We start from the raw sequence: 22543 nt of genomic DNA on the forward strand, positions 1-22543 counted from the left end.
TCAAACAGGACTGGAATCATTATGATGGCCGCGTCCGCCTTTAGCATCTTGCTTGGCAATCCACTTCTTGGCTTCGTCCTGCTGGGCGAAGATGAGGCCGCAGATTCCGGCGACACCGGCGATGATCTGGATGATGCCGTCAAGCGCCACCACCGCAGTAGGAATCCCGTCGGTATGCGCGCCGACGACGAGAAAGACGGTGATCATGCGCAGCAGGAAAAAGCCGGAGAACACCATCAGCAGCATGGCGGCATTCTGGGCCCATTTCTTCCGCCGCGCGATCGCTTTCAGCGCCAGCGCAAGCAGCAAAACAACGGCGAGCGCGAACAGCCCCATCAACACGATCGCGATGTAGACGATCAGCTTGACTTGGCCGTCGCTCACGGCTTCCGCGCCACCGACGGTCTTATTCGCCTCGCGCGCGGATTCCATCAGCGCCGTCGGATCAAGCAGCGCCATGGCCACGCCGAAGAGTTGATGCACAAGCTCGGCGCCGATCATGACCGCCCACGCAAGAAGCAGGTAGCGCACGGCCTCCGGGGGTTTGTGCGGGTCGTGCGCGTCACGCTTTCCGCTTGTCGACGCCCCGTCGTCCCCCGCATTTCCCACCGGCATCATTCCGGGATTAGGAACGGTCATCGCTGCCCCGCCTTGTCCTCGCGGCCAGTGAGAATGCGTGCCGCGTCGAGGGCGAAGTAGGTGAAGATCTGGTCGGCACCAGCGCGCTTGATGGACATGAGCGCCTCCATCATGGTGGCATCGCGGTCAGTCCACCCGTTGGCGCCGGCGGCTTGGATCATCGCGTACTCGCCGGATACCTGGTAGGCCGCCACTGGCACAGGGGACATCTCCGCGATCTTGGCCAGCACGTCCAGGTACGGCAGGGCGGGCTTGACCATGACGAAGTCCGTGCCTTCCGCAAGGTCGAGTTCCACCTCGAGCAGGGACTCGCGAATATTCGCCGGGTCCTGCTGGTAGGTGCGGCGGTCGCCGACGAGAGACGAGCCGACGGCATCGCGGAACGGCCCGAAGAAGGCCGAAGCGTATTTCGCGGAATAGGCCATGATGGCCACGTCCTGGAATCCAGCGCTATCGAGTGCTTCACGGATGACCTCGATCTGGCCGTCCATCATTCCCGAGGGGCTGACAATGTGCGCGCCGGCTTCCGCCTGCGAGACCGCCATCTTGGCGTAGAGCGGCAGCGTGGAGTCGTTATCCACCACATCGTTGCCGTGGGCGTCGGTGACAACGACGCCGCAGTGGCCGTGGTCGGTGAATTCGTCCAGGCAGGTGTCGGCCATGATCAGCAGGTCCTCGCCGAATTCTGCGCGCAGGCGGGCAAGGGCACGGTTCAAAATGCCGTCAGCAGCCCAGGCCTGGGAGCCTTCCGCGTCCTTGTCCTCGTCGAGCGGCACACCGAACAGGTCCACGCACGGGACGCCGAGGTCGACTGCTTCGCGGCAGATCTCCACCAGGGAGTCCATGCTGTGCTGGTACACGCCCGGCATCGAGGGGATCTCACGGCGCTCGCCGTGTTCGCCCAAATCGTCGGCGATGAACAGCGGCAGGATGAAATCCGTCGGGTGCAGCTGGGTCTCGGCGACCATCGCGCGGATCACGGGGCTGCGGCGCAGTCGGCGCGGACGACGCACGGGACCAGCATTCTGGGGGTTCAAAGCTGAATCAGACACGCACCCCATATTAGGAACTTCGGGGTGCAGGCAAAAATGGCTGCCCGAATGCAGTTTTAGGAACGGCGCGAGCGACGCTTCTTACGCGGCGGCGGCAGCTGGCCGGCGGCGCGGAGTCCGGCGACATGCTCGGCCAAAGCGTCGACAAGCGAGGGCACGTCAGCGACCTCGGGCACGACATCGACACGCAGCCCCTGCTCCTTCGCCTCCGCCGCGGCCATCGGGCCGATGCACGCGATGATCGTGCGCGCGTGCGGCTTGCCCGCGATACCCACGAGGTTCTTCACCGTGGATGCCGAGGTGAAGCAGACGGCGTCAAAGCCGCCGGTCTTGATCATGTCGCGCACTTCCGGTGCGGGCGGCGCGGCACGGACAGTGCGGTAGGCGACCACGTCGTCGACCTCCCAGCCCTTCTCCAGCAGGCCGTCGACAAGCACATCGGTGCCGATATCGGCGCGCGGCAGCAGCACGCGTCCCACCGGGTCGATCTCCTCGACGTACTCCGGGAAGACATCCACGAGCCCCTGTGCGTTCTGCTTCGTGCGGTGCGGGAGCAGCTCCGGGAACATGCCGCGGGCGCGGATCGCGTCGGCGGTCTTGCCGCCCACTGCCGCGAGGTGCACGCCCGCGAACGAGCGCGCGTCCAAGCCCAGCTCCTCGAATTTGTCCCACACGGCATTCACGCCGTTGACGGACGTGAACACGATCCACTGGTAGCGGCCCTCGACGATGCCCTTGATCGCACGGTCCATCTGGGCCGGGTTGCGCGGGGCTTCCATCGAGATCGTCGGCACGGATTGCGGGATCGCGCCGTAGGAGGTCAGGCGGGCATTCATCGGCCCCGCCTGCTCCTTTGCACGCGGGACGAGCACGCGCCAGCCGTACAGCGGGCGGTTCTCCCACCAGGAGTACTTCGAGCGGTCGTCCACGGCGGTGCCGATGGTGACCACGAGAGTGCCGTCCAGGTCCGCGTCGAGCTTGCCCACTGTCCCCAGCGTCGCGTCGAATGTGCGCTGCAGGCGCGTCGTGCCGTTGACAGTGACGGTCAACGGCGTCGACGGCGCATATCCGCGCGCGGTGAGCTCATCGGCGATGACCGGCAGGTGGCGGGCCTCGCCCTGGAGAACCAGCGGCTGCGGAGCGGCAGCCAGGCCGTCCCAGTCCACCGGCTCATTGCCCAGGTCGGCTTCGGTGTACGTGGAACCGAGACCGATGCCAGCGAAAGACGGGACAGTCGACGGCAGGGACATGCCCGGCACGACCTGGAATTCCAGGCCGGCGGCGGCCACGGCGGAGATCTCCTCCATGATCGCGTTGCGGGTCAGCGGGTTGCCCGCCACGAGGCGGATCACATCGCCGTCGCCCGCTTCCCCGCGGTCGATGGCGGCAGCTGCCTCACCCAGCGCGGTTTCCAGCGGGGCGACAATGCCTTCGCCCTGCGGCGCGGCATCGCTGAGTTCCGCGGCCGTCGGGCCCGCCGGGCGCGGCGGCTTGCGTCGGGCTCCCGCTTCCTTCGCCTTCGCGCACATTTCCTCGTAGGCCTTCTCCGCGGCCTTCCGCTTGTCTTCCGGCACGGGCAGGCCGGCACCGACGACCTCCCGCACACCGGCGGAGACGTCCGGGTCGACCACTGCGACGGCATTGCGCTCGAGAACTTCGCGGGCGCGAATAGTGAGCAAATCCGGGTTGCCCGGACCTGCACCGACGAAAATCACTTTCCCCTTCGGCACGTTCACCTCCACAGAGGTTGCAGACGCGTTTTCGTCCGCGGAAAGCGGCATGGCAGCACTCGTCATTGACTCAAATCTTTTCTAGGCAGATCGCGACAATTCTTACTTACAAAGGTGCGCATCGCGCCTGCTTGAGACCCCCGGAAACACGCAAGGGGGACCAGATGGGAAGCGGCGCTGACGGCGTATGGTAACTACACCTTAATTTAGTAGCGCGATTTCAAGAAATTACCGCGGGAAACGGCGTTTAGAGGAAGCGGGCCGCGCCACCGTCGAAAAGCTTTTTCGCCACCTCGCGGCCGAGCTCGACCGGGTCGGTGCCCGTTGCTTCCTCGACGAGCTGCGCGGAACCGTCCAACGCGAATACGCCGCCACGCAGGGTGATCAGCTCCCTATCGATCGTCGCACTCGAAGCGACCGGCGCTGTGCAGCCCGCCTCGAGCTCAGCGAGCACCGTCCGCTCGGCCATCGCGCATTTCGTGTCCTGAGCACTGACAAGCTTATCGACGGCCGCCCTCGCGTACTCGTCGTCTGCCCTGCACTCCACAGCCAACGCACCCTGGGCTGGCGCCGGCATGAACTCTGCCGGGTCGAAGACCTGCGTGGCTTTTCCGCCCAGTCCCACTCGGGTCAGACCCGCGAAGGCCAACACCACTGCGTCGAGCTCACCGCTGGTGACACGTCCCATGCGCGAATCGATATTGCCGCGCAACGGGTGGATATCCAGGTCCGGGCGCATCGCCTTGAGCTGGGAAATACGCCGCGGCGCAGACGTGCCCACCTTCGCACCCTCCGGCAGGTCCGCAAGCGTCATCCCGTCGCGAGCAATCAACGCTTCACGACGATCCTCGCGTGCCGGAATCACCAGGTGCGTGCGCGGCTCATCCGCCGTCGGCAAGTCCTTGAACGAGTGGACGGCCACGTCCGCCTCGTTATCGAATACCGCCTGTCGGATCGCCGTGGTGAACACACCGACACCGATGCGCTCCACCGGCGCCTGGCTCAGATCACCCGCGGTGGTGACGATGGTGAGCTCGGCGGGGTACCCGGCGTCGATAAGCGCATCGCGCATGTGCCCCGCTTGGGTCTGCGCGAGCTTGGAACCACGCGTGGCCACGCGCAATATCCGCTGCCCAGCGTTGTCTTTCTCAACCGTGGTCTCGTTCGCGTTCGTCACTGCTCGTTTCCTTTCTCGCAGAACCCGGACAGCGAATTCTTCTCGAATCTGCCCGCGGACTTGATACCGGTCGCGTCGCCTCCGGCTAACCCTGTCGTCGTGTCTTTGCCGCCGGTGAGCCCGAATAATTCCTCGATGGCGATCTCGTAGCTGACCTCATCGGGCGACGCCGCGAGCTCCTTGATCTTCACTGTCGGCTGGTGAAGGAGCTTGTCCACCACGCGCTTGACCGTGCGGGAGACCTCTTCGAATTCGTCCTCGTCGAGCTGCGGCAAACGCGAGCGCAACCGATCCAGCTCCGCCTTCGCGGTCTGCGACGCATTGACGCGCAGCTGCTTGACCATCGGCGCGACATCGCGCACTCGCTGCTCGCCGCTGAAATTGGCGATCTCCTGCGCGACGATCTCCTCCGCGCGGCGGCGCGCTACGCTGCCTTCCTCCGTCGAGCCCGGATTGACATCGCCGTCTGCGAGCTTCGCGTGCAAAGCCTCGATATTGATCAAGGTGACGCCGTCCAGATTCTCCACCGCGTCGTCGATATCGCGTGGCAGCGACAAGTCCACCAGTGTCGTCGGACCTGAAATGTCTTCAGCCGTGAGCGTGAAACCGTCGCTCGCCGTGGCGGAGACAGCGATATCCACGCGCGACAACGCGCCCGCCCGCGCCGAGAAATCGACCACCTCCGCGGCCACGCCTGCCTCGCGCGCGTGCTCAGCGAGGCGCTCCGCGCGGGAGCGTGTGCGGTTAGCCAGGATGAGCCGGCTCACGCCACGCTTACCCAGGTTCGTCGCCGCGAGCGACGACATCGCGCCTGCGCCGAGCACGAGCGCCGTTTTCCCCTCGAGGGTATCCGCGCCCATCGCCTTCATCGCCTCATCGAGTGCGAAGGTCACCATGGACGCCCCGGCATCGTCGATCGCCGTCTCGGTGTGGATGCGCTTGCCGGTGTGCAGCGCCGACTGCGCCAGCGCATGAAGCGCCGGGCCGATCGTGCCGCGCTCCGCCGCATCTTGGTAAGCAGCGCGCACCTGCCCGATGATCTGCTGCTCCCCGACCACCATGGAGTCCAGGCCGGAAGCGACCCGCATGAGGTGCTCGGCGGCGGCATCGGCGTAGCGGACGTACAGGTAGCCGCGCAGCTCAGCGACGTCCACGCCGGAGAAGCGCTCCAGCACGCGCAGCACGTCGTTGACTCCCGTGTGAAAGGCATTCGTGACCGCGTACACCTCGAGCCGGTTGCACGTGGAGATGATCATCGCCTCAGACAGGCTCGGCTGCTGCGTGAAAACCTCGCCGGCCTCGTTCTGCACGGCGTCGTCCATGCTCAGCCGCTCCAGCAGCGCAACGGGCGCCGAGCGATGGGACATGCCCACCACGAGAACACTCACGAAAACTTCCTCCAGACCAGCTCACTGGGGCATCCGGCGCAAAGGCACCGTGCCACAAGTCAACCCAAAGACTACCCCCGGCATCCAACCAGGTCACAAACGCCCAGCCGTTCCGGGGTCACCCGCGGTGTGCTTCCAGCTCCGCGGCAAGCTCGTCATTATCCACTTCCCAACAGGCGAATTCCTCGCCGTCGACAACGATCACCGGCACCCGGTCGCCGTACTCGAGCGCGAGTTCGTCATCGGTGTCCACGTCTACCGTCACCAGCCGTGCCCCGGCGGCACTCACGACAGGGGTGATCTGCCCCACCACGCGCGCGCATGAACCGCAGGTCTGTCGGACCATCACTTCCACCAACTGGGGTTCTGTATCGCCGCGTGACATATATGGGGCTCCTTCTCGTCGATGCGCATCTGCGAAGGCTTACGATGGTTAATCAGGCTACCTGTCCCGCACCCCCTTCCAAAGGAGACCACCCCGCCGTGAGCCCCGACAACGGTTCCCTCCCCGGCCGCGATTACCTCGCTCAATGGTCCATTTCACGGGGCAATCTGCGCCGCTTCATCGAGGAAACTGCGCTACCGCCTATCGACGACGACCACCAGCGCGCCGCCGGTGAAGCCGCCGCCGAAGCAGCGATCCAGGAGACCTTCGGGATCGGCATCGAGCAGTTCGCCACGGGCGTCGATTCTGTGTCCGGCGCCGCGGCGAATGCCGGCGGCATGCGGCTGACCCCGCCGGACCCCGACATTCCGCAGCACACGAGCGCCGCCGCCTTCTTCGATGTGGACAACACCCTGATCCAGGGTTCCTCGCTGATCCTGCTCGGCTTCGAGTTGTTCCGCCGCAAATTCTTGAGCTTGGGCGAGATCTTCCCATACCTCGTCGCGCAGGTCCAGTACCGCGTCTTCGGTTCGGAGCTGCCTGATGCCATGGGCTCAGGCCGCGAAATGGCGCTCAACTTCGTCAAAGGCCAGGAAGTCGACGCGCTGAAGGAAATGTGCAGCGACATCGTCGACGACCGCCTGATCGACCGCACGTACGCCGGCACCCGGGAGCTCGCCGGAATGCACATCGCCGCCGGCGAACAGGTCTGGCTCGTCTCCGCCACCCCAGTGCAGATCGGCCAGTTCCTCGCCGTGCGGATGGGCTTTACCGGTGCGCTGGGCACCGTCGCCGAAGAAAAGGACGGGAAATTCACCGGCCGTCTCGTCGGTGACATCCTCCACGGCCCCGGCAAGGCCCACGCTGTGGCGGCACTCGCTGCCATTCAAGGCCTCGATCTGGCCGAGTGCACCGCTTATTCCGATTCCGCCAACGACATTCCCATGCTCTCCATGGTGGGCACGCCGGTGGCGATCAACCCGGACAGCAAGCTGCGCAAGCACGCCGAAAAGCACGGCTGGCTCATCCGCGACTACCGCCCCGTTCGCCGTCTGCTGTTCAGCTGGGTGCTGCCCGCGGGACTCGCCACTGGCGCCGCTGGCGCGTTCTTCTGGCGCCGCCGTTCCAAACGATAAGAAAAAGCGCCCGATCCTTCTCCCCGGTTTAAAGGGAGTAGCTCGGGCGCTTTTATTCTGGGCGTGGTTTACTTGCCCAGCTTACGACGCTGAACGCGGGTACGGCGAAGCATCTTGCGGTGCTTCTTCTTGGACATACGCTTGCGGCGCTTCTTGATCACAGAACCCATCAGGTTTCCTCACTTTTCGTCTGTCGTACGTACAGTTCCCTACCGCATCCGCCGGCTGAAACATCGTGTTCAGCGGCGCGCCCCAGGGTGCACTCCCGGGTTCGGACCGATCCTGCCTCGGGCGAATTGCCCGGGGTGGTTCAGTGCGCGGCACGAATACTGCGAAAATTCTACCGTCGTCGCTGGGCGAAACCAAAAATCTGGCCCATCCTGACTCCCCGTTCGCACCTTAAGGCACACAAAAACAGCGGCCCACACCCGATGCCGTGAAAAATCAACCAATCATCCCGAGGCTAAACCTGGGAAAACCTCGTGACCTGCACTTTCAAAAAGTGCCGTCACGAGGACTGGTCGATTATTCAGGTATCGGCGCGGACCGCCGCAAATGAGCCCTAAATAACGGGCTTATCCCACGTCGTAGACGGAGGATTCGAGGTATTCGCTGACAGCCGTCTCGTTTACGCGGAACGAGCGACCCACGCGCACTGCCGGCAATTCACCGGAGTGAACGAGGCGGTACACCGTCATCTTGGAAACGCGCATGATTTCCGCGACTTCGGCCACGGTCAGGAACTTGCCTTTATCTTCATTTGCCATGTGTTTAATCAACCTCCAGCACTGTGGCGCGCTGTAGGCTTCCCCTCCCACAGGACGTACACGCACGTGCCGAGAACAGCCTAGCGTGAAACCCGTGTCACATGCGACTCAAAAGCCGGAAAACTTTAACTTTCTTCACAGTTCTTTCTCGGCTCACAGGTGTCGCTAATTGCACTGCCAGCACAAATAGCTTCTCGGGCACCGCGCCGAAAAATTTTCCGGCGAGTCGCACTACTTGCTACTTGCCGATCTCTCCGGCGCGCGATGCCGCAGCTTCGGTCGCGCGGTAGAACGCCCCGCGCACGCCGGACTCCTCCAGCTCGCGGATCGCCGCCACCGTGGTGCCCGCCGGGGAACTCACGCTCGCGCGCAGCTCCACCGGCGTCTTGCCCGAGTGTGCAAGCATGGCACCAGCACCCTCAGCCGTGGCAGTCGCCAATGCCGTGGCGGTCTCACGGGGCAAACCAAGGCTGACAGCCGAATCCACAAGTGCTTCCGCGATCATGAAGAAATAGGCGGGGCCGGAGCCGGAGATGGCAGATGCGGCATCGATAAGCTTCTCGGGAACGACGACGACCTCGCCGGTAGCTCCCAGCAGATCCGTGACGAGCTCCCGCTGGTCTTCTTCCACGAAGCGACCGAAGGAGACGACGCACACGCCCTTGCCCACCTGCATCGGCGTGTTGGGCATGACGCGCGCCAGCGGCGTACCTGCGCTCGAGACCGCCTCCGACATCGCATCGAGGGTCACGCCCGCCGCCATGGACACCAGGACCGTCGACGTGTCATTCGCCGCGATCGCGTCCGACAATTCCTCGATCATCTCCGCGATCGCATACGGCTTCACGCACAGGAAACACACCTCCGCGTCCGTGACCGCCTCGACATTGTCGTCGGTGGTGATCACGCCGTAGCGCTGCGTGAGCTCCTCGCGGCGCGCTTCCGTGCGGTTCGTCGCCGTGATGGTCTCCGGGTTGACGCCGGAATTGACAAGGCCGGAAATCAGGGCTTCCCCTATATTTCCGGCACCGATAACTGCGATTGTGGTGCTCATGCACCCAAGGGTGCCACAGTAGCCCCGCAGCAGGCCACCGTGGGGCGAAGCGCCGACGGGCTTAAAGCACCGTCACGGCCGCCGGGCCGAATGTCATTGCGGCACCCGCAATCGCGGCCAGCGTCATCGTCAGCGCATCGCGGCCCGTCTTCATCGCGCGCACGAGCAGCACCACACCGCCCGTGACCGCGGCCGCCAGCAGCCCCACGAGAATCGGGCTGAAAGACTCCCACAGGTACTGGAAGCCAAGGAACATCAGCACGCCGACGACCAGGCCCGCGAACACGAGCAGCACGAGCAGAATCGGGTTGACGCTCGCGTCTTCCTCGTAGTCCTCGGCCACCTCATCCGCACGCACGGGCTCTTCCGGCAGATGCTCGTCGCGCACCACCGGGCTTTCCTGCGTGACTTCCGCATCGGAGGGCTCAGCCAAGGACGCACGCTTATCGACGTCCCCCTCACCCGTCTCATCCAACGTCACCACTTGGGTGATCGGGCCCGTCTGCTCCGTCTTCGACGGCTGCGGCGCGACGGCCTTGAAGCTGCTGCTGGTCGGGGTCGGGTCCTTCAGCTTCGGTTCTGGCTGCGGCTGCGGCTTCGGCTCTGCCTGCGGCTGCGGCTGTGCAGGCTTGGCGGGCTCGACCTTGACCGACGATGCCGCAGGAGTGCTCGGCGTGGGCTGCGGCTTCGGCTGTGCAGGCTTGGCGGGCTCGACCTTGACCGACGATGCCGCAGGGGTGCTCGGCGTGGGCTGCGGAGCGACCTTCTCGACCTTGGTGACCTTCTCCACTTTCGGCGCGGGCTTCTCGGTCTCCGGAGTGGGAGTGGTGGGCTTCGCCGGCTTTGCGGGCTCGGCGTCGATCGGGACGGAGGAGTGCTTGACATCAGCCAGGCGGACCTCGACCTTCTTCATCGAACCGGTCAGCTCGGCGACGGAGACACCGCCCTCATCGAGGCTGCGACGACGACGGCGCCGAGGCTGGGCATCCGGGTTTTCTTTCTGGGCCCGGGCCATCAGCTCGGCAACGGTCAGTTGCTTATCAGCCATCTCGTCGTCTCCTTAATTCTGACCTTTGTCGATTTGTCGGAGGATCACGCCTTCGCGCAAAGCCCACGGACAGATTTCTAACTTATCAAGATTAAGTGCGCGCATCGTTGCTTCCGCAACGAGGGCCCCCGCCACGATCTGGTGGGAGCGATCCGAACTGACGCCCTCCAACTCGGCGCGGTCCGATGCCGTCATGCGGGTGATGAAGGCGATCAGTTGGCGCAGACCCGGCGCGGTGAGCGTGCGCTTGACGTACGGACCTGCCGACGACGGGGCCGAACCAGTCAGGCGCGCCAGCGTGCGGAACGTCTTCGAAGTGCCCACGGCCAAGCCTGCTTCGCCCTGGTCGAGGAAATCGTCCGCGACGGCGGACAGCTCCGCGTCAATGTAGTCGCGCAGCGTGTTGACCATTTTCTTTTCCGGCGGGTCCGTCTCGAACCACTCGTGCGTGAGACGGCCAGCGCCCAAATCGAGGGACACGGCGACATCGGGAACCTCGTCAGTACCGGTGGAGATCTCCAGCGAACCGCCGCCGATATCCAGGTTGGTGATCCGGCCGGCGGACCAGCCGTACCAACGGCGCGCCGCGAGGAAGGTCAAGCGCGCCTCATCCTCGCCGGAGAGGACCTTCAGGCGCACGCCCGTCTTCTTCTCCACGTGGCTGAGCACGTCGTCTGAATTCGCCGCCGAGCGGACTGCGGAAGTGGCAAAGGCGAGGAATTCCTCGCACTTGAGGTTGTCAGCCAGATCGGCTGCCTCTTGCACCGCCTCCGTCAGCTTCTTGACGCCTTTGTCGTCGATAGCGCCGTCATCATCCAACATCTCCACGAGACGAAGCGATTGCTTCCAGTCGCTCATGGGGGTCGGACGTCCACCACTGCGGGCATCTACAGCCACAAGGTGGACAGTATTGCTGCCCACGTCCAATACACCTAGTCGCACAGGGTCAACCCTAGACCGTCTACCGTGGTGCAGTGTGAATCAACCTGTGTTTCTTGGGTTTCCGAAGAACTCCCCCGCCGGTAAATCAATCCGCGCCGGCCACGAATTACCACCGGATTTTCCGCGTGAATGGTTCGAATTCACCCACCCGGACGATCCGCACCACTACTTCAGCATCGACCTGACGTGGCTCGAATCCACGTGGTCGTGCCGCTTCGGCACCCCCCAATGCCGGGGTATCTCGGAAGACCTGCCCGTCGTCGGCTGCTGCATCCACGGGGCCTACTTGTCCGACGAGACAGACCGCGACGACCTCTACAACGCCGTCGCTGAAATGCCCGCGAAATATTGGCAGCTGCGCCCCGACGACGTGGACAGCTATCTCGCCGCCGGCGACCCGGTCGTACTGGAGCCATGGCTGGAATGGGACGACGACGAAGAAGAACCGTCACTAAAGACAACGCTTGTCGACGGCGCGTGCATCTTCGCCAACCGCCACGGCCACCCCACCGGCCCCGGCTGCGCGCTGCACCAGTGGGCGATGGCGGAAGGGCGCAATATCATCGGCTCGAAGCCGGAAGTGTGCTGGCAGGTGCCGTTCTCCCGCGAAGACGAATGGCAAGAGCGTTCCGACGGCCAGGAGATCCTGCGCACCACCATCGGCGAATACGACCGGCGCCAATGGGGCGACGGCGGCGAGGACTTCGACTGGTGGTGCACCAACGACCCCGCCTGCCATTCCGGCCACAGCACGCCGGTGTGGCAGTCAATGCGGGACGAGTTGGTGCAGTTGATCGGTGAGAAGCCGTACGCGATCGTCGAAAAGCACTGCAAAGCTCGCGCCGGTCTGCCCGCGGACGCGAAATCCGTGCACCCGGCGACGCGCTCCGCTCATTCGTGATGCCGCCGCGGCATCACGCCTCGAATTTGTAGCCCAAGCCGCGGACAGTGATGAGCTGCTCCGGGCGGGACGGCTCCTTCTCGATCTTCGTGCGCAGACGCTTCACGTGCACGTCGAGCGTCTTCGTGTCGCCGACGTAGTCCGAACCCCAGATCCGGTCAATGAGCTGACCGCGGGTGAGCACGCGGCCGGCGTTGCGCATCAGGTACTCGAGCAGGTCGAATTCCTTGAGCGGCATCGGCACCGGAGTCTCGTCGACGAAGACCGTGTGACGCTCGACGTCGAGGCGGACGCGGCCGCCCTCCAGCACGTTCTCCGACGTCGTGTTCGACTCCGGCTCGGAGACATCAGAGCGACGGCGCAGCACCGCGCGGATACGGGCGATGAGCTCGCGGGTCGAATACGGTTTGGTCACGTAGTCATCCGCGCCGAGCTCCAACCCGACGACCTTATCGATCTCCGAGTCGCGCGCCGTGACCATGATGATCGGCACATCGGACGTCGCGCGCAGCTTCTTACACACGTCAGTGCCCGACATGCCCGGCAACATCAAATCCAGCAGGACGAGATCGATGTCGTTCGCGGCAAAGTCAGAAAGAGCGGTCTGCCCGTCTGCAGCGACGAGAGCCTCAAAACCTTCCTTCTGCAGGAGGTAAGCAAGCGGATCAGCCAGCGATTCCTCATCCTCAACAATCAGGATGGTCGTTGTCATTGCGTGTCCTTAACCTTCTCTAACCTTCTTTGTCCTGGTCCTTCTCCCGCCGGCGCGCCACCACACGGGCGACCGGCGAGGTCCTGGCCAGCTTCGAATCGGACCCATCCCCGTTTTCGAGGCTGTCCAGCTTCGCGATCTCCTCCGGTACCACCGCAGAAGCGAGCTTCTCCGGAGCAAAGACCGGCAACTCGATCGTGAACGTCGATCCAGTGCCGAGCCTGGACCATAGTTTGATATTACCGCCATGATTCGCCACCACATGTTTAACGATGGCTAATCCCAAACCCGTGCCCCCTGTTTGCCGCGAGCGCGCCTTGTCCACCCGGAAGAAACGCTCGAAAACGCGCTTCTGATCCTCCGGGGCAATGCCGATGCCGCGGTCCGTGACGCGGATCAGCACCACCGAGTCGCGCACGACCTTCTGGGTGACGCTGACCGCCTTGCCCTTCGGCGAATAGTTGATCGCATTAGAGATCAAATTGGACAAGGCCGTGACCAACATGGACTTATCACCCATGACGTGGGTGTCGTAGCGCTCGCCGCGGTTCAGCTCGATCTCGTGGTTGTCGGCGGCGAGCTGGTTGCGCTCCACTGCCTCATCGATAATGTCGTCGACCCGTACCGGCGCCATCTCCGGCAGAGCCTCGGCTCCTTGCAGCTTGGACAAATTGATCAAATCGGCGATCATCGCGCCCATGCGGTGCGCCTCGCCCAGCAGTTTCTCGCCGAAGTAGTTCACCAGCTCCGGGTCGTCGGGGTCTTCGAGCAGCGCTTCCGCCAGCAGCGACATGCCGCCCACCGGCGTTTTCAGCTCATGGGAGACATTGGCGACGAAATCGCGTCGCGCGGATTCCATGCGCACATTCTCCGACTCGTCCATGGAGTAGACGATGATGTGCTCCGTCTCCGACAGCGTCAACGGCTGCACCACAGCGCTCACGTTGTTGACGCGGCTGCCGGTGGAGCGGTTCTTCAGGTTCATCTCCAGATCGCGGGCGTCGCCGTCGGCGAAGACCTTCTTGCCTACGTTCCACACCTCGGGATTCAAGGTGCGGTCATGCACGATCGACATGTGGTGCGCTGCCGCATTCGACAGAATCACTTCACCCTTGCGGCCGACGACGGTAATGCCCGTCGGCGAGCCCTGGATGACCAAATGCAGGATCTGGCTGACCGTGCGGGCCTTCGACTCTTCGGCTTTGGCCTGCGCACGGCTACGCCCCCGCCGCGTCCGGTACTTGAGGGTTCCGACGGCGACGAGGGCGGCAACTGCCACTCCCGCGAGGAAAGCGAGAAGAGTGTTCACGGAGACGTCAGTTACTTATTCCCCTGGTTGGCCACGGCAGCAGCGCCCTCAGCGGCGGCCTCCGGGTCGAGGTAGGTGCCGCCCGGGTTGGTCACGTTGCCTTCGGCATCGAACTCGTAGACCAAGGGCATACCGGTCGGGATGTTCAGGCCGGCGATGTCCTCGTCGGAGATATTGTCCAGGTACTTCACCAGCGCGCGCAGGGAATTGCCGTGCGCTGCGAGCATGACATTCTTACCGGCGAGCACTTCCGGCAGCACGGAGTCAATGTAGTACGGGGTGAAGCGTTCCACGACATCCTTCAGGCACTCGGTGCGCGGCACCTCAGGCAGGAAGGAGTAGCGCGGGTCATCGGTCTGCGCGTACTCATTATCCGTGTCGATCTCCGGCGGCGGAGTGTCGTAGGAGCGGCGCCACTCCATGAACTGCTCTTCGCCGAATTCCTCGCGGATCTCAGCCTTATTCAGCCCCTGCAGCTTGCCGTAGTGGCGCTCGTTGAGGCGCCAGTTGCGCTCGACCGGGATCCAGTGCCGGTCAGCCTCGTTCAGCGCGATATTGGCGGTGCGGATCGCGCGACGCAGCAGCGAGGTGAAGACGATGTCGGGGAGGATTCCCTTTTCCTTCATCAGCTTGCCGGCGTTGACGGCTTCAGCTTCGCCTTTTTCAGTCAGGTCGACGTCGACCCAGCCGGTGAATTGGTTGGATTCGTTCCACTGGCTTTGCCCGTGGCGGACGAGGATTAGCTTTCCGTTGCTCATGATCTCCAGCATGCCAGTTTCATGCGCTTCCCGCTGCGGTTCGGCCAAGGGGGTGCGGGGGTGATGCGACCATGTTCCCGTGCGAACAGGAGCAACAGGATTCACAGGTTTGAGGCGCCACGGAAGGGGCCTAAGTGGTCTATATTCACTTGTGTGATTGTGCGTCGAATTGTTTCTCAAGTTGCCCTTCTCGGCCTCGCGCTGAGTGTCACTCCGATCGCCCAGGCGGTCCCCGATTCAGGTACTGAGATGCAGGTGAACGCCATTGCGGCACCCGGCGCGCCCATGCGCGTGCGCCCATACGACGTCGAGTATCCGTTCGGCCCGGAGTATCCGGATGTTCGGGAGGCGACGGGGCTGGACACGCACCCCGAGATGTTCACGAAGACGTGCACGCAGGGCCCCGTCGGCGATGTCGCTCTCGACAGCGGCGACAAACAGCGCGTCATGCTCACCGCCGGTCACTGCGTGACGGGCATTTCCGATCAGGGCGTCCTCATGGGCCAGGACGTCTACGCGCCCGTCCGGGGCGGCTACCAGCGCGTCGGGGGCACAGGTCTTGTGCACACGGTCAACGTCCCAAGTGGGTACGACGGCTTATCGACGTCCCTTCGTAAAGCCCGCAACTCCACCGACTGGGGCATCGTGGTGCTGGATCCGTCCACGCCCGCCGACGGAGCCGCTGCCTCCCGCGATAAATTCGGCGGCCACCCCAGTACCCCGGTCCCCATGACCGGTGTGCGCGATTACCCGACGCTCGCGCCCGGCCAGATCCGCCTGGACAATTTCGGCCAACCGTTGTGCAAGGACGGTGCGATGGGCGCACGCAAGTGTGGCTACCAGCTGGCCTACAATTCCGACACGGTGTGGAGCTGGGCCCTCGACTACAAGCCCGGCGATTCCGGTGGCGTGAATTACGACCCGACGACCGGCAAGATCGTCGGCATGACCTCCCTGGGCATCGGCCCGCTCGGTGCAGCGCAGCGCGCCGACCGCGCTCTCGAAGAGGGCTACGGCATCCCCGACGGCCAGGTCAACGAGAAATTCACCCCGGCACCGCCTGCCGACGAACGCGCCGACTTCGTCCCCGGCGAGGAAGAAAAAGCCGAGATCGAGCAGTACCTGCGGGACAAGAACCCGGGCCTGCCCGAAGAGGCGATCACCCCGCCGAGCCCGAAGGAGCAGTTCGACGGTGTCGTGAGCGCAGCACAGCGCGACGCCGCCACCATCGCCGACGACACGCGGACCCTGGCAGTGTCCGCCACTGTCGCTCTCGCCACCGGCGGTGCCACCCCTGCCGAGGTCGGCGACACCGTCAACCGCTTCGGCACCATCGCCGGCTCCTACGCATCCGCTCACGCGGACAATATCGCCAGTGCCGGCCTGAACTGGGCGCTCGACGAGATGGGCTACAACTAAGCCAGTTAGTCTCCGGTGGCGTGGCGGCGCTCGGTCGTGGGCTCGAAGCCTGACCGCGCCTCCTCGTACACCTGCTTCAGCGCAGCAGCCGAGGCCGACCAACTGAACTGGGCGGCGCGTCCGACGGCGGCTTCGGCCATGGAGAGACGGCGGGCGTCGTCGTCAAGCAAGCTTACAAGCGCATCCGCCCACGCATCCGCATCGTGCCCGTCGACAAGCACCCCCGTCTCCCCGTCCGCGACAGCGAGCGGCAACCCGCCGACGCGCGCGGCAACCACCGGCGTGCCCGTTGCCTGCGCCTCCACCGCGACCAGGCCGAAAGACTCGTTATAGCTGGGCACCGCAACGATATCCGCCGCCTGATAGACCGCCACCAACTCCTCCGGCGGGCGCGGCCCCAAAAAACGCACTGTGCGGCTCAGCCCCAGCTTGTGCGCGAGCGCGCGGTAATAATCCACCGACGCATCGCTTCCCGACGCCCCACCGCACACAATCACCCTGATATTCCGCTCCGGATCCCGCTCCACCATCTCCGCGGCAGCCCGGAGCAGCACCTGCGGACCCTTGAATTCCTGCAACCGGCCCACGAACGCCACCACCTGGCTGTCCACCGGGATGCCCAGATGGCGCCGCGCCCGCTCCGTATTACGGTTCGTGCCCGGCGTGAACAAACGCGTGTCTGCCCCCGGGGTGACCACGCGGATCAGCGAAGGATCGACGTCGTAATGGTGGCTGAGCTGATCTATCTCATCGTCGGTGTTGACCACGAGCACATCCGCGTTATCCACCAGCTGCTGCTCGCAAATCCGCCGCGCCTCTGTCTCCCCCTGGGCTCCGCCCGTGGTCTTTTGCGCGGCGTTTTTCACCGCCGCCCACGTGTGCCCGGTATGGATGAGCGGCACCCGCACCAAGTCACGCAATAGCCAACCCACCTGGCCAGAGAGCCAATAGTGCGAATGAATCAGGGCATAATCACAGCCCTGCTTCCGCGCGAACTGGACGATTCCGCCGGCGAATGCCGCCAGCTGCGTGGGCAGATCCTCCTTGGCCAGCCCCTCGTACGGGCCCGCCACGACGTTGATCACCCGTAACCCGTCTGCGACGTCGACGACCTCGCCCTGGCTCGGCCTCGTCGCGCGGGTGAACACGTCCACCTCCGCGCCCGCCGCCGCGAGCTCGCGCGCAATATTGAGGACATAGACATTCATTCCGCCCGCATCACCCGAGCCCGGCTGTTCGAGCGGGGAGGTGTGCATGGAGATCATCGCGACGCGCATGCACCCAAGTCTAGAAAGTTCCGCGTCTAGCGCGCGTGCTTGTGCCACTGATCGAAGTCCACCGCGATCGTCGCCGCCAGATTGCGGTACGCGCGCAGTGTATTCGGCCTCAGCCGCTCGATGTCCATGACCGCCCCCTCCGCCAAATGCGGGTCGAACGGAACGACGTGCACCGCCCGGGTTCGTGCCGCGAAATGCGCGATCACTGCCTCCATGTCGACGGCTGTCTTCTGGGTCGCCGGTGCGGACACCACCACGACGGCATTCGCCGCCAACCGGCCGTACCCGTGCAGCTCCAGCCAGTCCAGCGTCGCCGCCGCCGACTGCGCTCCGTCCAACGCCGGTGAGCTGACTAGCACCAGCGTATGCGCGAGGTCGAGAACACCCGCCATCGCCGAGTGCATCAGCCCCGTCCCGCAATCCGTGAGAATCAAATTGTAGTGGTGTTGGAGAATATCCACCGCACGGCGGTAATCATTCTCGCTGAACGCCTCCGACACCGCCGGGTCCCGCTCGCTGCCGATCACTTCTAAGCGCGAGGCCCCCTGCGTGGTGAACGCCTTGATCTGCGCGTACCGCGACGTGTCCTCCGCCTGCAGCAGGTCCCTGATTGTCGCCGGCCCCGGCGCAGCCACACGCTGGGCCAGGGTGCCGAAGTCTGGGTTCGCGTCGATCGCTATCACCCGGTCCCCGCGTGTTTGCGCCAGCACCGACCCCAACGCCACCGTCGTCGTGGTCTTGCCCACCCCTCCTTTCAGCGACATCACCGCGATGCGGTAGTCACCGCGCAATGGCGTCCGGATCGCCTCTGTCACCCGCGCACGCTGCTCCTCCCGGCGCGACTGTCCCGGGTTCACCTTCCCGCCCGTCGCCCCGTGGACGAGTCTGCGCCAGCCTTGCCGCGGCGGTGCCTTCACCGGACGACGCACAATATCGACGTAATCGAGTGGTTGGGGCTGCTGCGGCTGGTGCACCTCCACGGGTTCGGGTGCTGCCGCCGGCGGTTCCTGCCGCTCGGGCGCGCGGTGCAGCCCCACCCCCATTTCTGGCACCCACTCCCCCAATCCGGTGTTGGCGTAGCGGCGGTATTGGATCTCGGTCTGAATATCAGTCACGTGCTCTACCCCCCAAGGCATCTCTTTGCTGAGTGACTCCCACAAGCGACACTACGTGGGTCTGCCGCAACCGTGGGGTCGAGAATGTCTACTTCAGTGCGCAATGGAGAGCCAATGAACGTGAGCCGCACCCCTCATCGCCCCCCGATTCGTGACCGAGATCATAAATTATCTGACAAGCCACTGAAATCACTTATATACTTTGTCGGAGTAAATCAATCGGAAATTTACTAACCGCCGTACGACCTACTGACGAGACACATTTACGGAGGGCAGACCATTGTCGGCATTTGAGGAAAAAGCCTGGCTGTCGAGCTACGCGGAGTGGACCCCCGCGGAAGTCGATCTCGGCGACGACACGCTTCTGGACCTGTACGAAGAGACCCTTTCCAAGCGGTCCTACAAGAACGCTATGTGGTTCTTCGGCCGCACGATCACCTACTCCGAGCTGGACAAGCAGGTCCGCAGCTGTGCCGCTGGCCTGAAGGCTTTCGGTGTTCGCCCGAGCGATCGCGTCGCGCTGGTCATGCCGAACTGCCCCCAGTTCGTCATTTCCTTCCTGGCAGTGCTGCGTCTCGGCGCATCCGTCGTGGCGCACAACCCGCTGTACACCGCGCATGAGCTGCGCGGCCAGTTCAACGACCACGGTGCCCGCGTGGCCATCATGTGGGACAAGGCCGTCGAGGAGCTGGCAGTCCTGCGCGGCGATACCCCGCTGGAGACCATTGTTTCCGTCGACATGACCAAGGCCATGCCGAAGTACATGGAGCTGGCCCTGAAGTACGTGCCGCTGAAGAAGCTGCGCGAATCCCGCAAGAAGCTCTCCGGTCCGGCACCGGACACCATTCCGTTCGAAACGCTGCTGTCCGCGGCGATCGGCGGCGAGGGCCACAACCTCGAGACTCCGGAGATCACCCAGGACACCACCGCCGTGATCCTGTACACCTCCGGCACCACCGGTGAGCCGAAGGGCGCTCAGATCACCCACGGCAACTTCAACCACCAGATGAAGGCCGGCAGCGCCTGGATGAAGGACCTCGGCAAGGAAGACGAGAAGGTGTTGGCGGTGCTGCCGCTGTTCCACGTCTACGGCCTTGCCCTGAACTTGGGCCTGGGTCTGCTGGTCGGCGCGGAGATCACGCTGCTGCCGGCACCGGAGCCGGATCTGATCCAGGACGCGCTGAAGCGCAACCCGCCGACATTCGTCCCGGGCGTGCCCACCCTCTACCAGCGCATCGCTGCCTCGGCTGCTGAGAAGGGGCAGAAGCTGTCGTCGATCCGCAACTCCTTCTCCGGCGCCTCCACCCTGCCGGTGTCCACGATCGAGAGCTGGGAGAAGATCACCGGCGGCAAGCTCGTGGAGGGCTACGGCCTGACGGAGACCGCGCCGATTGTCACCGCGAACCCGATGGACGGCAGCCGCCGCCCGGGCTACATCGGTGTGCCGTTCCCGAACACCTTGGTGCGCATCGTTGATCCGGACAACCCGACGGAGCTGATGCCGGACGGCGAGCCGGGCGAGGTCATCGTCAAGGGCCCGCAGGTGATGAAGGGCTACCTGAACAAGCCGGAGGCCAACGAGAAGGCATTCGTCGACGGCTACTTCCGCACCGGCGACATGGGCGTCATGGAGGAAGACGGCTGGATCCGCCTGGTCTCCCGCATCAAGGAGATGATCATTACAGGCGGCTTCAACGTCTACCCGGACGAGGTGGAAAACGTGATGCGCGCGCACCGCGACATCGCGGATATCGCCGTCGTCGGCCGTCCGCGCGAGGACGGTTCCGAGGATGTCGTCGCGTGTGTCACCCTCGAGGAAGGTGCCGCGCTGGATCCGCAGGGCCTGCAGGACTTCGCCCGCGAGCGCCTCACTCCGTACAAGGTGCCGCGCACGTTCTACCACTTCGAGGAGCTCAACCGCGATATGACGGGCAAGATTCGTCGTCGCGAGGTGCAGCAGTCGCTCATCGACCGCCTCAATGCGGGCACGGCCGCTGACGGCGAGAATGCCGAGGGCACGCCCGAGGAGCCGACCGAGGAGCAGATCCAGCAGGGGGAGCAGGAAAACGGCTGGTCGCTCGAGAAGGCTCCGGAAGCTGACGGCGACGACGATGCGGGTCGCCACCGCCTCGAGGACAACTAGTCCATCGACAGCCCGATCCACACGGGTTCGGGCACAAGCTCGACGTCGAAACGCTCGCGCACACCGTCACGCACAGTGCGCGCTAGCTTGACGACGTCATCTGCCCCCGCCCCTGACCTGTTTGTCAACGCCAACGTGTGTTTGGTGGACAACCGGGCAGGGGCGTTCTCATTCGGAAAACCGCGGTGGAACCCGGCGCGCTCGATGAGCCACGCGGCAGACAGCTTCACCTTGCCGTCGGCCTGCGGGTACCGGGGCATGGTCTCCCCTTCGCCGGGCCTTTCTGCCTCGACGATGCGGGCGATCTCGTCAGCGAGTTCCGGTGCGACGACGGGGTTGGTGAAAAACGACCCCGCTGACCACGTGTCGTGGTCGTCCGGGTCGAGCACCATGCCCTTCGCAGCGCGCACCCGCAGGATCTCCTCGCGGGCTTCTTTCAGCGGGAGCTGCTTTCCGCCCAAATGCCGCAACGGAATGGACAGCTCAGCCGGGGTGAGCTGCAATTCGATCTCCAGCACCACCGCGCGACCGGTGAATTTCAGGTTGGAGTAGCGGTATGCCAATTCCAGGTCACTGGCCGGCACCCACTCAGTCTCACCGGTCTTCCGGTTGTACAGGTGCACACGGGTGAGCACGTCGCCGACCTCGGCACCGTACGCCCCGACATTTTGCACCGGTGTCGCGCCCGCGGAGCCCGGAATCCCGGACAGAGACTCGATCCCAGACAGCCCCGCGTCCACCGCAGCGGCGACAACGTCGTCCCACACGGCGCCAGCACCGGCGCGGACCAGCCCGTCGGGGCGCACCTCGATACCGTCGTTGCCCGCGATCACCACAGTCAGGTCCAGGTCGCCGTCGGCCACCACGAGGTTCGACCCGCCGCCGAGAATGAGGAGGGGCGCGCGGGAGGCGTCGAGAAGCGACACTGCGTGCGCAAGCTCCGACGCGGTACGTGCGCGCCACACCGCACGCGGCGCACCGCCTATGCGCAACGTCGTCAAATCCTTCAGGCGCACGCCGTCCAAAGGCTCCAAATCAAGATGAGTCGCAGATGTTTCAGCCACGACAACAACGGTAGTCTGTGGGGCATGGCTACTCATAGCGACAACACCGTTACCATCAACCAGCCCGCCGACAAGGTTCACAAGGCGTACTCCACCCGCGAATACTGGGAGTACATCGCCGCGAACCTCTCCCCCGAGCCGGGCGAGGTCAACGAATTCACCGACAACTCCGTCACCCTTTACGAAGTTCTGCCGCAGACCCTTCTGCCGGAAGCTGTGCAGGCGATGGTCTCCCAGGCGCTGAAGGTCAAGCGAGTCATCAATATCGGCGCGCTCGAGGGCGACAACGCCGATATCTCGTTCACCGCCGATGTGAAAGGCACCCCGGTTGACTTCGGCGGCTCCATCAAGCTCGCCGGCGAGGGCGAGACCACCAAGCTCAACTACGAGACCGAGACCTCCGTGAATATCCCGTTCATGGGCCCCGCCATCGAGCCCAAGGTCGCTGAGGCTCTCGAGGACCTGTTCACCCAGGAGGGCGGGCTCACCGACAAGTGGATCTCTGAGAACCTTTAAGTCTCCTCCCT

General features: G+C 64.4%; 22 protein-coding genes. 5 read left to right on the forward strand and 17 right to left on the reverse strand.

Annotation, left to right across the window (positions count from 1 at the left end; translation table 11 throughout):
• The 6 genes from M3G19_RS03135 to M3G19_RS03160 form a co-directional block, all read right to left on the reverse strand.
• The gene (locus M3G19_RS03135; RefSeq protein ID WP_259900395.1) at positions 1–639 is read right to left on the reverse strand and encodes a hypothetical protein; all 639 of its coding nucleotides are present in this window, start codon (positions 637–639) and stop codon (positions 1–3) included.
• Positions 636–1700, reverse strand: coding sequence for a porphobilinogen synthase (gene hemB, locus M3G19_RS03140; protein WP_259900396.1), 1065 nt, complete (start codon positions 1698–1700; stop codon positions 636–638). Before hemB ends, M3G19_RS03135 begins: the two co-directional genes overlap by 4 nt.
• A 47-nt stretch (positions 1701–1747) precedes the next feature.
• The gene (locus tag M3G19_RS03145; protein WP_259900427.1) at positions 1748–3472 is read right to left on the reverse strand and encodes a bifunctional uroporphyrinogen-III C-methyltransferase/uroporphyrinogen-III synthase; all 1725 of its coding nucleotides are present in this window, start codon (positions 3470–3472) and stop codon (positions 1748–1750) included.
• A 196-nt stretch (positions 3473–3668) separates the two neighbouring features.
• Positions 3669–4547: a hydroxymethylbilane synthase gene (gene hemC / locus M3G19_RS03150; protein ID WP_259900428.1), complete on the reverse strand. Its 879-nt coding sequence runs from the start codon at positions 4545–4547 to the stop codon at positions 3669–3671.
• 47 nt (positions 4548–4594) lie between these two features.
• Positions 4595–5986 (reverse strand): glutamyl-tRNA reductase, encoded by a 1392-nt coding sequence (locus M3G19_RS03155; RefSeq protein ID WP_259900397.1) that lies wholly within the window; start codon positions 5984–5986, stop codon positions 4595–4597.
• 118 nt (positions 5987–6104) lie between these two features.
• Entirely contained in the window at positions 6105–6371 is a 267-nt protein-coding gene (locus M3G19_RS03160) for a glutaredoxin family protein (RefSeq protein ID WP_259900398.1), read from the reverse strand.
• Between the two features lie 98 nt (positions 6372–6469).
• Here M3G19_RS03160 and M3G19_RS03165 point away from each other — a divergent pair, with 98 nt between their 5' ends.
• A complete protein-coding gene (locus M3G19_RS03165; protein ID WP_259900399.1) occupies positions 6470–7507 on the forward strand; it encodes an HAD-IB family hydrolase in 1038 nt (345 codons plus the stop codon).
• Between the two features lie 68 nt (positions 7508–7575).
• Here the strand turns inward: M3G19_RS03165 and M3G19_RS03170 are convergent, their stop codons facing one another.
• The 5 genes from M3G19_RS03170 to M3G19_RS03190 form a co-directional block, all read right to left on the reverse strand.
• Positions 7576–7677, reverse strand: a complete 102-nt coding sequence (locus tag M3G19_RS03170) for a 30S ribosomal protein bS22 (RefSeq protein WP_003855542.1) — start codon at positions 7675–7677, stop codon at positions 7576–7578.
• 405 nt (positions 7678–8082) lie between these two features.
• Positions 8083–8274: a helix-turn-helix domain-containing protein gene (locus M3G19_RS03175; protein WP_076598083.1), complete on the reverse strand. Its 192-nt coding sequence runs from the start codon at positions 8272–8274 to the stop codon at positions 8083–8085.
• A 238-nt stretch (positions 8275–8512) separates the two neighbouring features.
• Complete coding sequence (gene proC / locus M3G19_RS03180; RefSeq protein ID WP_259900400.1) at positions 8513–9328, reverse strand: pyrroline-5-carboxylate reductase; 816 nt, start codon at positions 9326–9328, stop codon at positions 8513–8515.
• Positions 9329–9389: 61 nt separating this feature from the next.
• Entirely contained in the window at positions 9390–10376 is a 987-nt protein-coding gene (locus tag M3G19_RS03185) for a hypothetical protein (RefSeq protein ID WP_259900401.1), read from the reverse strand.
• Positions 10377–10388: 12 nt separating this feature from the next.
• Positions 10389–11318: a Ppx/GppA phosphatase family protein gene (locus tag M3G19_RS03190; protein ID WP_210572848.1), complete on the reverse strand. Its 930-nt coding sequence runs from the start codon at positions 11316–11318 to the stop codon at positions 10389–10391.
• 34 nt (positions 11319–11352) lie between these two features.
• Between M3G19_RS03190 and M3G19_RS03195 the strand changes: the two genes are divergently transcribed.
• Complete coding sequence (locus M3G19_RS03195) at positions 11353–12219, forward strand: hypothetical protein (protein ID WP_210572846.1); 867 nt, start codon at positions 11353–11355, stop codon at positions 12217–12219.
• A gap of 13 nt (positions 12220–12232) precedes the next feature.
• Here M3G19_RS03195 and M3G19_RS03200 read toward each other — a convergent pair whose 3' ends face one another.
• The 3 genes from M3G19_RS03200 to M3G19_RS03210 are packed head-to-tail and all read right to left on the reverse strand — an operon-like array spanning position 12233 to position 14998.
• Positions 12233–12931 carry a response regulator transcription factor gene (locus tag M3G19_RS03200; protein ID WP_259900402.1) on the reverse strand — a complete coding sequence of 233 codons (699 nt, stop codon included), beginning with the start codon at positions 12929–12931 and terminating at the stop codon, positions 12233–12235.
• 19 nt (positions 12932–12950) lie between these two features.
• Positions 12951–14240, reverse strand: coding sequence for a cell wall metabolism sensor histidine kinase WalK (locus tag M3G19_RS03205; RefSeq protein ID WP_259900403.1), 1290 nt, complete (start codon positions 14238–14240; stop codon positions 12951–12953).
• A gap of 11 nt (positions 14241–14251) precedes the next feature.
• A complete protein-coding gene (locus M3G19_RS03210; protein ID WP_210572841.1) occupies positions 14252–14998 on the reverse strand; it encodes a phosphoglyceromutase in 747 nt (248 codons plus the stop codon).
• 153 nt (positions 14999–15151) lie between these two features.
• Here M3G19_RS03210 and M3G19_RS03215 point away from each other — a divergent pair, with 153 nt between their 5' ends.
• Positions 15152–16417 (forward strand): S1 family peptidase, encoded by a 1266-nt coding sequence (locus M3G19_RS03215; protein ID WP_259900404.1) that lies wholly within the window; start codon positions 15152–15154, stop codon positions 16415–16417.
• A 5-nt stretch (positions 16418–16422) separates the two neighbouring features.
• Here the strand turns inward: M3G19_RS03215 and mshA are convergent, their stop codons facing one another.
• Both mshA and M3G19_RS03225 read right to left on the reverse strand, forming a co-directional pair.
• Positions 16423–17694 (reverse strand): D-inositol-3-phosphate glycosyltransferase, encoded by a 1272-nt coding sequence (mshA, locus tag M3G19_RS03220; RefSeq protein ID WP_259900405.1) that lies wholly within the window; start codon positions 17692–17694, stop codon positions 16423–16425.
• Positions 17695–17720: 26 nt separating this feature from the next.
• A complete protein-coding gene (locus M3G19_RS03225) occupies positions 17721–18809 on the reverse strand; it encodes a MinD/ParA family protein (RefSeq protein ID WP_259900406.1) in 1089 nt (362 codons plus the stop codon).
• Positions 18810–19089: 280 nt separating this feature from the next.
• Here M3G19_RS03225 and M3G19_RS03230 point away from each other — a divergent pair, with 280 nt between their 5' ends.
• The gene (locus tag M3G19_RS03230; RefSeq protein WP_259900407.1) at positions 19090–20952 is read left to right on the forward strand and encodes a long-chain-fatty-acid--CoA ligase; all 1863 of its coding nucleotides are present in this window, start codon (positions 19090–19092) and stop codon (positions 20950–20952) included.
• Here M3G19_RS03230 and M3G19_RS03235 read toward each other — a convergent pair.
• The gene (locus M3G19_RS03235) at positions 20949–22052 is read right to left on the reverse strand and encodes a UDP-N-acetylmuramate dehydrogenase (protein ID WP_259900408.1); all 1104 of its coding nucleotides are present in this window, start codon (positions 22050–22052) and stop codon (positions 20949–20951) included. The two genes, M3G19_RS03230 and M3G19_RS03235, sit on opposite strands and share 4 nt — an antisense overlap.
• Here M3G19_RS03235 and M3G19_RS03240 point away from each other — a divergent pair.
• A complete protein-coding gene (locus tag M3G19_RS03240) occupies positions 22041–22532 on the forward strand; it encodes a DUF2505 domain-containing protein (protein ID WP_259900409.1) in 492 nt (163 codons plus the stop codon). The two genes, M3G19_RS03235 and M3G19_RS03240, sit on opposite strands and share 12 nt — an antisense overlap.
• The last annotated feature ends 11 nt before the right edge of the window (positions 22533–22543 follow it).

The organism is Corynebacterium sp. p3-SID1194 (assembly GCF_025144155.1).
Classification (GTDB): Bacteria; Actinomycetota; Actinomycetes; order Mycobacteriales; family Mycobacteriaceae; genus Corynebacterium.